This window comes from Maribacter sp. Asnod2-G09 (genome assembly GCF_045063795.1).
Taxonomy (GTDB): domain Bacteria; phylum Bacteroidota; class Bacteroidia; order Flavobacteriales; family Flavobacteriaceae; genus Maribacter.
In genome coordinates this window covers 619,468-632,456 of the sequence record NZ_JBEFOA010000003.1, presented here as the reverse complement: position 1 = coordinate 632,456, position 12,989 = coordinate 619,468, and the positions used below count along the sequence as shown (strand labels likewise).

The 12,989-nt window shown below is 33.9% G+C and carries 12 protein-coding genes; 8 read left to right on the top strand and 4 right to left on the bottom strand.

Features of this window, described 5'->3' with window-relative positions:
- Positions 1-30: 30 nt before the first annotated feature.
- Positions 31-552, bottom strand: a complete 522-nt coding sequence (locus tag ACJJVT_RS06865) for a DUF4199 domain-containing protein (RefSeq protein ID WP_405397454.1) — start codon at positions 550-552, stop codon at positions 31-33.
- A 182-nt stretch (positions 553-734) separates the two neighbouring features.
- On the opposite strand from ACJJVT_RS06865, the gene ACJJVT_RS06860 reads away from it, so the two are divergent.
- The 3 genes from ACJJVT_RS06860 to mtaB all read left to right on the top strand — a co-directional run bounded on the left by ACJJVT_RS06860 (position 735) and on the right by mtaB (position 3,740).
- The gene (locus tag ACJJVT_RS06860; protein WP_133687890.1) at positions 735-1,007 is read left to right on the top strand and encodes a type B 50S ribosomal protein L31; all 273 of its coding nucleotides are present in this window, start codon (positions 735-737) and stop codon (positions 1,005-1,007) included.
- A 144-nt stretch (positions 1,008-1,151) separates the two neighbouring features.
- Positions 1,152-2,327 carry a GlmU family protein gene (locus ACJJVT_RS06855; protein WP_405397452.1) on the top strand — a complete coding sequence of 392 codons (1,176 nt, stop codon included), beginning with the start codon at positions 1,152-1,154 and terminating at the stop codon, positions 2,325-2,327.
- 84 nt (positions 2,328-2,411) lie between these two features.
- Positions 2,412-3,740 (top strand): tRNA (N(6)-L-threonylcarbamoyladenosine(37)-C(2))-methylthiotransferase MtaB, encoded by a 1,329-nt coding sequence (mtaB, locus tag ACJJVT_RS06850; RefSeq protein ID WP_405397450.1) that lies wholly within the window; start codon positions 2,412-2,414, stop codon positions 3,738-3,740.
- Between the two features lie 32 nt (positions 3,741-3,772).
- Here mtaB and ACJJVT_RS06845 read toward each other — a convergent pair whose 3' ends face one another.
- The gene (locus ACJJVT_RS06845) at positions 3,773-4,069 is read right to left on the bottom strand and encodes a GNAT family N-acetyltransferase (RefSeq protein ID WP_405397449.1); all 297 of its coding nucleotides are present in this window, start codon (positions 4,067-4,069) and stop codon (positions 3,773-3,775) included.
- 177 nt (positions 4,070-4,246) lie between these two features.
- On the opposite strand from ACJJVT_RS06845, the gene ACJJVT_RS06840 reads away from it, so the two are divergent.
- The gene (locus tag ACJJVT_RS06840; protein WP_405397447.1) at positions 4,247-4,909 is read left to right on the top strand and encodes an alpha/beta hydrolase; all 663 of its coding nucleotides are present in this window, start codon (positions 4,247-4,249) and stop codon (positions 4,907-4,909) included.
- Positions 4,910-4,974: 65 nt separating this feature from the next.
- Positions 4,975-5,931, top strand: coding sequence for a lytic transglycosylase domain-containing protein (locus tag ACJJVT_RS06835; RefSeq protein ID WP_405397446.1), 957 nt, complete (start codon positions 4,975-4,977; stop codon positions 5,929-5,931).
- A gap of 2 nt (positions 5,932-5,933) precedes the next feature.
- Here ACJJVT_RS06835 and ACJJVT_RS06830 read toward each other — a convergent pair whose 3' ends face one another.
- A complete protein-coding gene (locus ACJJVT_RS06830; protein ID WP_073244915.1) occupies positions 5,934-6,449 on the bottom strand; it encodes a hypothetical protein in 516 nt (171 codons plus the stop codon).
- Between the two features lie 252 nt (positions 6,450-6,701).
- On the opposite strand from ACJJVT_RS06830, the gene rpmH reads away from it, so the two are divergent.
- The gene (gene rpmH, locus ACJJVT_RS06825) at positions 6,702-6,869 is read left to right on the top strand and encodes a 50S ribosomal protein L34 (protein WP_027067351.1); all 168 of its coding nucleotides are present in this window, start codon (positions 6,702-6,704) and stop codon (positions 6,867-6,869) included.
- Between the two features lie 90 nt (positions 6,870-6,959).
- The gene (gene carB, locus ACJJVT_RS06820) at positions 6,960-9,812 is read left to right on the top strand and encodes a carbamoyl-phosphate synthase large subunit (protein ID WP_405397445.1); all 2,853 of its coding nucleotides are present in this window, start codon (positions 6,960-6,962) and stop codon (positions 9,810-9,812) included.
- A 47-nt stretch (positions 9,813-9,859) separates the two neighbouring features.
- Here carB and ACJJVT_RS06815 read toward each other — a convergent pair whose 3' ends face one another.
- On the bottom strand, positions 9,860-11,485 hold the full coding sequence (locus ACJJVT_RS06815) for a long-chain fatty acid--CoA ligase (protein WP_405397443.1): 1,626 nt from the start codon (positions 11,483-11,485) through the stop codon (positions 9,860-9,862).
- Positions 11,486-11,733: 248 nt separating this feature from the next.
- Between ACJJVT_RS06815 and ACJJVT_RS06810 the strand changes: the two genes are divergently transcribed.
- Entirely contained in the window at positions 11,734-12,978 is a 1,245-nt protein-coding gene (locus tag ACJJVT_RS06810) for a hypothetical protein (protein WP_405397442.1), read from the top strand.
- Positions 12,979-12,989 lie beyond the last annotated feature (11 nt).

Below are 12,989 nucleotides of genomic sequence, written 5' to 3'. Positions count from 1 at the left end.
TGCCTCCAAAAATACTACAATTACTTAGCATTAATAAGCAGCTTCTTCTTTTTTCAGAATTAATCCTGTAATTAAGCTGATGATTAAAGCAATAAGAACATTTATTATTAAACCTACAGGGTACATGATCCAAGCTAGTCCTTTTTGCATTTCAATGCCTTGGTCAATTTGTTCTTCAGTAAGACTAGGGTTGTCTTTCATTGCTTTTATCTTACCTATTTCATATACCTTATCTAAATAATCGGGTTCTATTAGGTTAGATTGTATGAAAAACCATAGCAGTCCAACAATGCCAGCTATCAACGCCACACCTGCACCAACTTTTAAAGCTTCAGAAATGGACAATAATCCGCCACCTGCTTTTTTAAATTGTAGAATTGCCAGCACAATTCCGGCAGCTAATATTACTATTTGTATAATTTGTACAGAAGTCACTTGCTCGTAATGCATGTCCATTACAAAAAGCATAACCGCGAATACAACACCTACAAGACCTGTAAGTAAGCCGTAATTCATTGCAAATTTTCCTGTTTTAGGTTCGTTTTCTTCCATGATATATAGTGATTATAGGTTGTTTTGTATATTAGTACTGCAATTATATAGAATGTTACAAATGTGGTAAAATTTAATTTTAATATTTTTTTTAGATTTCTAATTGTGCATTTGTAGAATTTCACTATTTTTGCACCCTTAAAATGAGTGCCCGTCGGAATGGGTGCGTTAAAGTTTTTAAAATGAAAAAAGATATACACCCAGAAAATTATAGGATAGTGGCCTTTAAGGACATGTCTAATGAAGAAGTATTTTTGACTAAATCAACAGCTGACACTAAAGAGACTTTAGATGTAGATGGTGTTGAGTATCCATTAGTAAAATTGGAAATTTCAAGAACTTCTCACCCGTTTTACACTGGTAAAGCTAAATTCTTGGATACAGCAGGTCGTATCGACAAGTTCAAGAACAAGTACAAGAAATTTGTTAAAGAAGAGAAAAAAGAAGAAGAATAGTATTTTTATTCTTTCTAATAAATATAACGCCTTCGAAATTTTCGAAGGCGTTTCTTTTGCATTTAACTTTTAAATAAAGGAAGTTGTCTATTAAATATAGATGCTCTACGGATATTTGTTAATTTTGAAAAAAAATCATCTTGTATGAACTTTATTCTTTTTGATGGTCCTCGTAGGAATCATCTTTTGCCCTTCACTTTTACTCGTCCCGTTTCAGAAATTCGAGTGGGTATTATGACCTTGAAAGAGCGTTGGGAAGCATTTTTAAAAATTTCGGTCACATCTTTGACTGAAGAATATTTAAGTATAAAATATCCTGTTAATTTAGAAGAATCTAATGTTTTTATAGATGCTTCGGTATTACCATCTAAAGAGTTGCTAAAAGCGGTAAAAGCTTTGCGATCGGGTGAAAGGTTAATGTCGGGCGAATTGGTAATAGCTTATTTAGCTGCGACTTCTAAAAATGTAGATGAATTAAGTAATTTCAATATAGTTGAATTTAAAGATGATATTGTTCAAATCAATAACACCTGGGATATTTTCGATAAAAATGCAGATATCTTACAGTTTGATTTTGATTTCATTACAAAAGGAAGAAAAAGTCAACCTATTTCAGACACTAATCGATTAATACACCCAGAGCGTATATTTCTGGAAGAAGGAGCAAAAGTTGAGTTTAGCATTCTAAATGCTACTGGCGGACCTATTTACCTAGGTAAAAATTCTGAAATCTGGGAAGGAAGTCTAATACGTGGTGGCTTGGCACTTTGTAACAATGCTATCATAAAAATGGGAGGTAAGCTCTATGGAGCTACAACTATTGGTCCGTTTAGTAAGGTTTGTGGTGAAGTTAGCAACTCGGTTATTTTTGGATATTCAAGTAAAGGTCATGAGGGATATTTAGGGAATGCCGTATTAGGAGAATGGTGTAATATAGGTGCAGATTCAAATAACTCAAACCTAAAAAATAATTATGCGAAAGTCCGTTTGTGGAATTATGCTACCGAGAGTTTCGAGCAAACAGGATTACAATTTTGTGGTCTGATGATGGGTGACCATAGTAAGACAGCTATTAATACGATGTTTAATACAGGTACTGTAATTGGAGTAAATTCTAATATTTATGTCCCTGGGTTTCCTAGAAATTTTGTTCCAAGTTTTAGTTGGGGTGGGGCATCTGGGTTTACGGCATATCAGCCTGCAAAAGCATTTGATGCGGCTAAAGTAATGATGGCTAGAAGAGGGGTGGAGTTTGATGAAGTTGAAGCCAATATTTTATCCCATGTATTTGAACTAACAAAAAAATGGAGAAAGTATTAAGTATTTAGAATTGAAATTCAATTACTTAGCATGTTACTGCTAATTGTAGTTTAGGTATTTTTACACGCTCAAAGAGATTATTAGATGAAGAAAAAAGTGGCTTTTTACACTTTAGGATGTAAGTTGAACTTTTCAGAAACATCTACCATAGCCCGAAGTTTTGCAGATGAGGGGTTTGATAGGGTAGACTTTTCAGAAGAGGCAGATATGTATGTTATTAATACATGTTCAGTAACCGATAACGCTGATAAAAAATTTAAAACCATAGTTAAAAAAGCGCAGAAGATAAATCCCGATGCTTTTGTTGCTGCTGTGGGTTGCTATGCTCAATTAAAACCAGAAGAACTTGCTGATGTTGATGGAGTAGATTTGGTTTTGGGGGCTACAGAAAAATTCAAGATTACCGATTACATAAATGATTTAACCAAAAATGATCATGGTAAGGTTCATTCTTGTGAAATAGCAGATGCCGATTTTTATGTAGGTAGTTATGCTATTGGAGATAGAACAAGGGCGTTCTTAAAGGTTCAAGATGGTTGTGATTATAAATGCACGTATTGTACAATACCTTTAGCACGCGGTATTTCTCGAAGCGATACTTTAGAAAACGTTTTAAAGAATGCAGTTGATATATCTGAGCAGGGTATTAAGGAAATTGTTCTAACTGGGGTAAATATTGGAGATTACGGTAAAGGGGAGTTTGGTAATAAAAAGCATGAGCATACTTTTTTGGATCTTGTTACCGCTTTAGATGATGTAGATGGTATTCATCGTTTAAGAATTTCATCAATTGAGCCAAACCTTTTAAAGAATGAAACAATTGAGTTTGTTTCTCAAAGTAAAACCTTTGTACCTCATTTCCATATTCCTTTGCAGAGTGGTAGTGATGATCTTCTTAAGTTGATGAAGCGTCGTTATATGACGAATCTTTATAAAGAACGCGTAGCGAAAATTAGAGAGGTAATGCCTAATTGCTGTATTGGTGTTGATGTAATCGTTGGTTTCCCTGGTGAGACCGAAGAACATTTTTTAGAAACGTATCACTTTTTGAATGATTTAGATATTTCTTATTTACATGTTTTTACGTATTCGGAAAGAGATAACACTCCCGCTGCTACAATGGATGGTGTTGTGCCTAATAAAGTAAGAAGTAAAAGGAGTAAAATGTTACGCGGATTATCTGTAAAGAAGAGACGAGCGTTCTATGAGAGTCAATTGGGTAACGAGTTAACTGTATTGTTTGAGGGTGAGAATAAAGAAGGCTATATTCATGGGTTTACTGAGAATTACGTAAAAGTAAAATCAACTTGGAATCCCGAATTGGTAAATACCTTACATAAAGTGAAGTTGACTGAAATTGATAAGGACGGTCTGGTTCGGTTTAATTTTGTAAACGAAAAAGTAGAAGCATAAAAAAAGCCTTTCATTTGAAAGGCTTTTTTTTATTAGATACGAATACCGATAGGTAACATTTCTTTGTATTGTCTTCTGTTCTTTCGAAGAAATCCTGCGATATGAGGACTAGTAGGTACAACTCTAAGGTTTCTATCTTGAATAATATTTAAAACAGCTTTTATGAAGTTTTCTCTAAAATCTTCATCTGTAATTTCCTCAGGAACAACTAGCTTGGTAAGAAATATCTTTCTTTCTTGAGAAGAATATTCAATTCTGGCAAGATGACCATCTACAGTAGTTTCAAATTGTCGCAGAAAAGAATTGTCATTAATGATAACGTCGTTCATATAGAAAATTTTAGTTTTGTTGTTAGACAAAAAAATTACGATGTTCTCATATCGTAATTTATCATTAGGGAATGCTGTATAAAATATAACATATCAAATTGCATATGTTTTTCACATTCTCTTACAAAAGTAGTTAAAAAATACTTAATTTCCTAGTTTTCACTACGCTTCGTGACTATGACAGATAATGTAATTCATGTGTATTGTATGCCTGGTATGGCAGCAAGTCCTGCTATTTTTGAGTATATAAAATTACCCGAAGAAAGCTTTGAGCTTCATTTTTTAGAATGGAGTATTCCTTTAAAGGGTATTTCATTCGTTGATTATGCAAAAAACATGTGTAGTAAAATACAACACAATAATGTGGTATTGTTGGGGGTTTCGTTAGGCGGGCTCCTAGTCCAAGAAATGTCTAAATATATTGAGGTAAGAAAAGTGATAATTGTATCGAGTGTAAAAACTAGATATGAGTTACCAAAACGCATGATATTTTCGAGATATACCGGTGTTCATAAACTGCTTCCTACAGGTTTGGTTAATAATGTAGAATTATTAGCTAAATACGCATTTGGCGAAAGTGTAACCAAACGTCTTTCGTTGTATGAAAAGTATTTATCCGTTAGAGATAAAAGCTATATAGATTGGAGTATAAATGAGTTGGTAAATTGGAAACAAGAGGTGCCTTGTGAAAAATTGGTGCATATACAAGGTGAGAAGGACCCTGTGTTCCCAATTGAAAATTGTGGTAATTGTATACATGTGCCCAATGGAACCCATACCATGATAATACATAGGGCAAAGTGGTTTAACGAGAACTTGCCAACAATTATTTTGGAATAAGATAGTTCTATATATACCTTTGGTAGACTAAAGTGTTGGTAGAAATAATTTAAAATATAAAATTCATGAAAACTATTAAGAATATATTGATGTTGTTGGGTGTAGTATTTGTAGCAGGTACATTAATATTTGCTGTGGGAAATACTGATGGAATTGTGAGTAATGATAGAGTGGTTGCAAATGATAGTGTTCAGAAAAATGTATCTAAATCATATAAGATTTCTTCTATAGATATACCAGCTGATTTAAATTTTGCAGGAGAAATAGTTCCTCAAGCAGATCCAGAAATTATGGAGCGTATAGATCGCGAATTTTTGGTGAATACGTATTGGCAATCAAACGCAGTATTACTAATTAAAAGAGCTAATAAGTTTTTTCCTGTGATAGAGCCAATTTTGGCTAAAAACGGAATTCCTGATGATTTTAAATATTTAGCTGTAGCCGAAAGCGGATTGACGAATGTAGTTTCGCCAGCAGGGGCAACTGGCTTTTGGCAGATAATGCGAGAAACCGGTAGAGAATATGGCTTAGAGGTAAATTCAAATGTAGATGAACGTTACCATTTAGAAAAGTCTACAGAGGTTGCTTGTAAGTACTTAAACAGATGGAAAGACAAATATGGTAGTTGGGCATTAACTGCTGCTGCTTATAATGCAGGACCAGGCGCTATCAATAAATATATGGGTATTCAGCAAGTAGATAATTACTGGGATTTGTTACTTGGTAGTGAAACAGGTAGATATGTATTTAGAATTATGGCGATTAAAGAAATCCTTTCTAATCCAGAAAAGTATGGTTTTCATATCGAGAAAGAAGATATGTACGAAGCGGTACCGACTTTTACAGTAGAAATAGATAAGCCAGTAAGTGACTTCGCTAATTTTGCACAAGAATATGAAATCAACTACAAAATATTAAAGCGCCACAATCCTTGGTTGAGAGAGGCGCATTTAAATAATAATTCTCGTAAAAAGTATACTGTAGAAATTCCTAATAAAGGATATTATAGAGAAACTAAATAAGATTAGATTTTCTTCATTTGTTGTTGCATCATTTTAATTTGATCCGTCAACATATTGTTTTTGTCTAATTTTTTGGCTTCGTTAAGTAGCATAGTAGCTTCTCTCTTGCGACGTTTTTGCATAGATATACCTGCTAGGCTCAATTTTGCCATAGCAACATCATAATCCATTGTTAAGCCAAGCTTTAGTGCTTTCTTAAAGTATTTCTCAGCTTGGGTTAAATTGGTTTGAGAGAATATAATACCGTGTAGGTAATTATAGTAGCCTTGTTGTTTAACGGTTAGTGCCCCTTCAGGATTTTTAATTTTATCTAGCCAATTCTTTGTTCCGGTTAAATCTTGCTTACGCATTCTTAAAAAAGCCAAAAGAATAATCTCATTTCTAAAGTAAAGAAAGATAAAAATTAAGGATAGTAGAATTAAAAATATACCATTTCCGATGTTACCTTCTATAAACTGGTACACAGAAAAAGCGATTATAAGTCCTGCAATGATTAATTTTAAATTTTTATTGAACATATTTTAAGTTTTTATTTCTCGATGATAGTTTGATTGTAATTTTGAAATTAATCGTAACCCTAATAAAATAAAGCGATTTCGGCGCTAAATTTCAATTCGGGCAAAATTAATCAAAAGCTTCGTTTTGTGACGTACGGATTTATAAAAATATTTTTTTCATATCACTTGTTAAAGAAAAAACTCTTTGTATATTTGCGCCCAGTTTCACAGAGAATTCTGAATAATTCAATTTAAATAGAAAAGGTTTAAGAGATGCCCGGACAAAAAAGAACATATCAGCCGTCAAAAAGAAAGAGAAAGAACAAACATGGTTTTCGTGAGCGTATGGCTTCCGTAAACGGTAGAAAGGTTCTTGCAAGAAGAAGAGCAAAAGGAAGAAAGAAATTGACTGTTTCCTCTGAAACAAGACATAAGAAATAATGATTGCATAGTTTTTAAAATATATTAGGTGTTACTTTTTTTAAAGTAGCACCTTTTTTTTGTCCAATTCCCAAAATACTCAACTCAAAAATGCCAAAAAGAAAAGATTTAAAGTCAATTTTATTAATAGGATCAGGCCCTATTGTTATCGGTCAAGCATGTGAATTTGATTACGCAGGTAGTCAATCTTTACGTTCGTTACGTGAAGATGGTATTGAAACTATTTTGATAAATAGTAACCCTGCAACTATTATGACAGATCCTTCAATGGCGGATCATGTTTATTTAAAACCATTAACTACGAAATCTATTGTAGAGATTTTAAAAGCTCACCCTCAGATAGATGCAGTTTTACCAACCATGGGAGGTCAAACAGCGTTGAATCTTTGTATAGAAGCTGATAAAAAAGGAATTTGGGAAGATTTCGGTGTAGAATTAATAGGTGTTGATATCGATGCCATTAATATTACCGAAGATAGAGAGCAGTTTAGAGAATTGATGTTGAAGATAGGTGTTGGTATGGCGCCACAGGCTACGGCAACTTCTTTCTTAAAGGGAAAAGAAATTGCTCAAGAGTTTGGTTTTCCTTTAGTAATTCGAGCTTCTTATACACTTGGTGGGGCAGGAGCATCAATAGTTTATAAGCCAGAAGATTTTGACGAGCAATTAAGTTATGGTTTAGAGATTTCTCCTATTCATGAGGTGATGATCGATAAAGCCCTAATGGGGTGGAAAGAATATGAATTAGAGCTTCTAAGAGATAAAAACGATAACGTTGTTATTATATGTGCTATAGAGAATATGGATCCAATGGGTATTCATACAGGAGATTCTATAACGGTAGCACCTGCAATGACATTATCTGATAGAACATATCAGAAAATGCGCGATATGGCTATACATATGATGCGTAGTATAGGTGATTTTGAAGGTGGATGTAATGTGCAGTTTGCTGTTAGTCCTGATGAAAAGGAAGATATTATAGCAATTGAAATTAATCCAAGAGTATCAAGATCATCCGCTTTAGCTTCAAAAGCAACTGGCTACCCGATTGCAAAAGTGGCAACTAAATTGGCGATAGGGTACACTTTAGATGAATTAGATAATCAGATTACAAAATCAACATCCGCATTATTTGAGCCAACATTAGATTATGTAATTGTAAAAATACCACGTTGGAACTTCGATAAATTTGAAGGTTCTGACCGTACTTTAGGTCTGCAGATGAAGTCTGTGGGAGAAGTTATGGGTATAGGTCGTTCTTTTCAGGAGGCATTGCATAAAGCAACCCAATCTTTAGAGATTAAGCGAAATGGCTTAGGTGCTGATGGTAAAGGATATAAAAATTATGATCAAATAATAAGTAAGCTTACTATTCCTAGTTGGGATCGTGTGTTTGTAATTTACGATGCAATACAATTGGGTATTCCACTAAGTCGTATTCATGAGATTACAAAAATAGATATGTGGTTCTTAAAGCAATATGAAGAACTTTACTTTTTAGAAAAAGAGATTTCTAAGTATACGATTGCCACACTTTCAAAAGATTTATTGTTAGAAGCGAAACAAAAAGGTTTTGCCGATAGACAAATTGCCCATATGGTAGATTGTTATGAAAGTGAAGTATATAACAAACGAACAGAACTAAATATTAATAGAGTTTATAAACTTGTTGATACTTGTGCGGCAGAGTTTAAGGCGATGACGCCATATTATTATTCCACTTTTGAGGCTGAAATAGAAAAGCCAGATGGAACTCGTTACGTTGAAAACGATAGTATAGTTACCGATAAGAAGAAGATTGTAGTTCTTGGGTCAGGGCCTAATAGAATAGGACAAGGTATAGAATTTGACTACTGTTGTGTTCATGGAGTTTTAGCAGCTGCTGAGTGTGGTTATGAGACTATTATGATTAACTGTAACCCTGAAACGGTTTCTACAGATTTTGATACAGCAGATAAGCTTTATTTTGAACCAGTTTTTTGGGAACATATTTATGATATTATTCGTCATGAAAAACCAGAAGGGGTAATAGTTCAACTAGGTGGTCAAACGGCTCTTAAACTAGCTGAGAAATTATCTAAATATGGTGTAAAGATTATCGGAACTAGTTTTGATGCTTTAGACTTAGCAGAAGATAGAGGTAGGTTCTCAGAAATGCTATTAAAGAATAATATTCCTTTTCCAAAATACGGTATTGCGGAAACTGCAGATGAAGCTTCTGAATTAGCGGATAAGTTAGATTTTCCGTTATTAGTTAGACCTTCATATGTATTAGGAGGTCAGGGAATGAAGATTGTTATCAATAAAGAAGAGCTAGAAGAACATGTGGTTGATCTTCTTAGAAAAATTCCAAATAACAAATTATTACTAGATCATTACTTAGATGGTGCTATAGAAGCCGAAGCAGATGCAATCTGTGATGGTGAAGATGTGTATATCATAGGTATAATGGAGCATATAGAACCTTGTGGAATTCACTCAGGAGATTCAAATGCAACATTACCACCATTTAATCTTGGTGAATTGGTAATGCAGCAAATTAAGGATCACACTAAAAAAATTGCGCTAGCTTTAAATACAGTGGGCCTTATAAATATTCAATTTGCAATTAAGGACGAGGTAGTTTATATCATTGAAGCTAACCCTAGAGCATCTCGAACAGTACCTTTTATAGCGAAAGCCTATAAAGAGCCATATGTAAATTATGCTACTAAAGTCATGTTAGGCGAAAAGAAGGTAAAAGATTTTAACTTCAATCCGCAATTAGAAGGCTTTGCAATTAAGCAACCAGTATTCTCTTTCAACAAATTCCCTAATGTAAATAAGAATTTAGGTCCTGAGATGAAAAGTACAGGAGAAAGCATTCTATTCATTGATAGTCTTAAAGACGATGAATTTTACAACCTTTATGCAAGACGTAAAATGTACTTAAGTAAATAGTCTTATTGTTAGACTTATAATATAGTAGAAGGGGAACTTTAATTTATTTAAAGTTTCCCTTCTGCATATAATCTTCTAATTTCTTTTTTATCAAATTTACCGACACTTGTTTTAGGTACTTCATCTATAATAACATAATTGTCGGGTATTTGATAGCTAGCAAATTCTTTGGATAAAAAATCTTTCAACTCTTCGGTCGATACATGTTTATTCTTATCGGCTAAAACCAATGTAGCTAAAGGTCTTTCAGACCATTTTTTATCAGGTATTGCAATTACGGCGGCTTCTCTAATATTTGCATGCGACATCAGGGCTAATTCAAGTGCGACACTAGATATCCATTCACCACCACTTTTTATTAAATCTTTGGTGCGATCAGTAATTTCCATATATCCATTTGCATCGATTGTGCTTACATCACCAGTTCTAAACCATCCATCATTAGTAAAGTTGTCGCGGCTATTAGTCTTAAAATAAGACTTAATAACCCAGGCTCCTTTAACCTGTAGTTCTCCCATTGTTTTTCCATCACGTGGAGCTACTTTTCCGTCATCACCAATTATTCGCATTTCTATGCCTGGAAATTCAATTCCTTGTTTTGCTCGTACTTTTATTTGTTCTTTATAACTAAGGCTGTCATGTTTTCTTTGAAGTCTACTAGCTGTACCAAGTGGAGAGGTTTCAGTCATACCCCATGCTTGAACTCCTTTAATACCGAAATCCTTTTCAAAGTTTTCTATAAGACTACCAGATAGGGCAGAGCCGCCAACTAAATATTCTTCTAAGGCAAGTTTTGTTTTCGGCGGATTCTTTTTCATTTCTTCATACACGCCCCTCCATATAGACGGTACTCCGTTAGCTTTGTTGATATTTTCACTTTCAAGAATTCTAATAATGGCATCTGGGTGTAAGTGTAAAGAAGGCATTACCATATCTGAACCAGTTAACAGACACATATAAGGAAAACCCCATGCCATCACATGAAATTGAGGAACAACAAGTAATATTATATCGTTATTACTGTAATTACCCGCATTTGGCGATAAAATGGTCATAGCGTGTAAGTACGTTGATCTATGGCTATATAAAACTCCTTTTGGCATACCGGTAGTACCACTTGTGTAGCACATGCCGCTTGCATCATTTTCATTTATGGTTGGCCATTCAATAGAGTCTAATTGTTCTCCTATTAAATCTTCGTAATGTATAGTATTGGGTAGGGTGGTTGTAAACCCTTTTGGGGCATTGATAATTATATATTTTTCTACAGTCTCTAGTTTAGGAGCTATTTTTTCTAAAAGAGGAACTAGGGTGGCATCAACAAAAATTACTTTGTCTTCAGAGTGGTTGATTATAAACTCTGTTTGTTGGGATGATAATCGTATATTAATGGTATGGCAAACAGCACCTATACCGGGTATTCCGTAATATAGTTCTACATGTTGATAATGATTCCAAGCAAATGTGCCAACCATATCACCTTTAGTTATTCCTAGTTTGTTTTTTAGTGCATTAGCAAGCTGACAACAACGCTTGTATAGTTTTCCGTAGGTGTATTCATGTCTGCTTCCGTCGGGTAAGTATGAAATCAATTTTTTATCAGGAAAAGCGTTATTCGCATATTTTAAGATAGTGTTTGTAGTAAGTGGGTAATCCATTATTAATCCGTTCATAAAAACATGCTTTAAGTTTAAATAATTGCTTGACCCTTAAATTTAATCAATTTATATTGAGATATCATCACAATTTTAACAGATGCTAATGCGAATTAATGTAGTTACCTCATAATCTGGATAATCCCTTTTTAAGGTTAAAAAATTATTTTATCAGGTAATTCCATTTTGACCTTTATTACTAATCTTGTTTTGTTAAAGCAAAATTGTAAAGGTTGAAAAAAATTGTTCTCATTATAGTTTTTTTGATGGTGCTATTTGCATCATTTACATACTGGTCATTGTCTAGTACCAGTAAAACATTCGATACCTGTGAGATTATAGGGCTTTCTGATGTTGATGAGATAGATTTTAAAAAGTATGATTCTGTTTTAGTTGCTGCAAGTACTTTATATGAAGCTAATGATATCAAAAATCTAATGCAGGGCGAGCAGTATAGAAATGCATGGTCCACACCAATAAAAGTTTCTATTTTGTACCTTAACGATATAAGAGGTAATGCAAGAGTTTTAGAAGAAGGTGGCGGACAGCAAACGCATTCATTGAAGTTACGGAAAGATGACGGTACCTTGATGACGTTGCGCAGTGTTTCTAAAGACCCTTCACCATTAGTACCGAAGATCGCACATACATTAGGTATAGAAAATATTGTGGTCGATGGTATTTCTGCTCAACATCCTTATGCTGCACTAGTAGTGTCTGAACTTTCAAAAAGGGCTAAAATTCTAAATACGATGCCCAAGTTGGTGTTCTTGCCAAAACAAGAGCAACTTTCAGATTATAACGATAAATATGGAAATCGACTTTTTCTTTTAGAATATGAAACAAAAGGTAAAGCAAAGTGGTTAGGTCTTAAAAATGTAGATTCTTTGATGGATACAGATGACTTACAAAAGTTGAAAATAAAGAATCCGAACAAGGTTAGTATACATGCAAATTCTTTGGTTAGAGCACGTTTATTTGATTTGTTAGTAGGTGATTGGGATCGTCATGCTAAACAATGGGGCTGGGCTATTGAAAATAGGGTAGACTCAATTATTGCCATTCCTTTACCGTGCGATAGAGATAATGCCTTTTTTAATCTTGAAGGTGTTTTGCCTACAATAATTTCTAACAACACATTTCTACCAGAGGTGCAATCTTTTGAAAAGGAAATCGATTTTTTATCCGGTCTGGTATCTCCTTTTGATATTTATTTTATGCGAGATATACCGCCATCGGTATTTGAAGAAGAAGCTAGGGTTTTACAAGAATTGTTGACAGATGAAGCTATTGAGGCATCTTTCTCGGTATGGTCAAATGAAATTTTTGAATTGGATGGAAAAGAACTCATTGCTAAAATCAAAAGTAGAAGAAACAATCTTGTAGATTATGCAATACTATTTCAGCAAGAATTAGTGGAAAGTGAAGCATTGACCAAAGCTTTAAAAGGATCTGAAGATGTAAAAATGACCAAAGCTCAAATGGCATGTTTTGATTGCGCTAGTGAGTAATCTTCGCATAG

Excerpts from the sequence above, each read along its gene's own strand:
- ACJJVT_RS06865 (WP_405397454.1), bottom strand. The coding sequence starts at position 552 with ATGGAAGAAAACGAACCTAAAACAGGAAAATTTGCAATGAATTACGGC.
- ACJJVT_RS06860 (WP_133687890.1), top strand. The coding sequence starts at position 735 with ATGAAAAAAGATATACACCCAGAAAATTATAGGATAGTGGCCTTTAAG.
- ACJJVT_RS06855 (WP_405397452.1), top strand. The coding sequence starts at position 1,152 with ATGAACTTTATTCTTTTTGATGGTCCTCGTAGGAATCATCTTTTGCCC.
- mtaB (WP_405397450.1), top strand. The coding sequence starts at position 2,412 with ATGAAGAAAAAAGTGGCTTTTTACACTTTAGGATGTAAGTTGAACTTT.
- ACJJVT_RS06845 (WP_405397449.1), bottom strand. The coding sequence starts at position 4,069 with ATGAACGACGTTATCATTAATGACAATTCTTTTCTGCGACAATTTGAA.
- ACJJVT_RS06840 (WP_405397447.1), top strand. The coding sequence starts at position 4,247 with ATGACAGATAATGTAATTCATGTGTATTGTATGCCTGGTATGGCAGCA.
- ACJJVT_RS06835 (WP_405397446.1), top strand. The coding sequence starts at position 4,975 with ATGAAAACTATTAAGAATATATTGATGTTGTTGGGTGTAGTATTTGTA.
- ACJJVT_RS06830 (WP_073244915.1), bottom strand. The coding sequence starts at position 6,449 with ATGTTCAATAAAAATTTAAAATTAATCATTGCAGGACTTATAATCGCT.
- rpmH (WP_027067351.1), top strand. The coding sequence starts at position 6,702 with ATGCCCGGACAAAAAAGAACATATCAGCCGTCAAAAAGAAAGAGAAAG.
- carB (WP_405397445.1), top strand. The coding sequence starts at position 6,960 with ATGCCAAAAAGAAAAGATTTAAAGTCAATTTTATTAATAGGATCAGGC.
- ACJJVT_RS06815 (WP_405397443.1), bottom strand. The coding sequence starts at position 11,485 with ATGAACGGATTAATAATGGATTACCCACTTACTACAAACACTATCTTA.
- ACJJVT_RS06810 (WP_405397442.1), top strand. The coding sequence starts at position 11,734 with ATGGTGCTATTTGCATCATTTACATACTGGTCATTGTCTAGTACCAGT.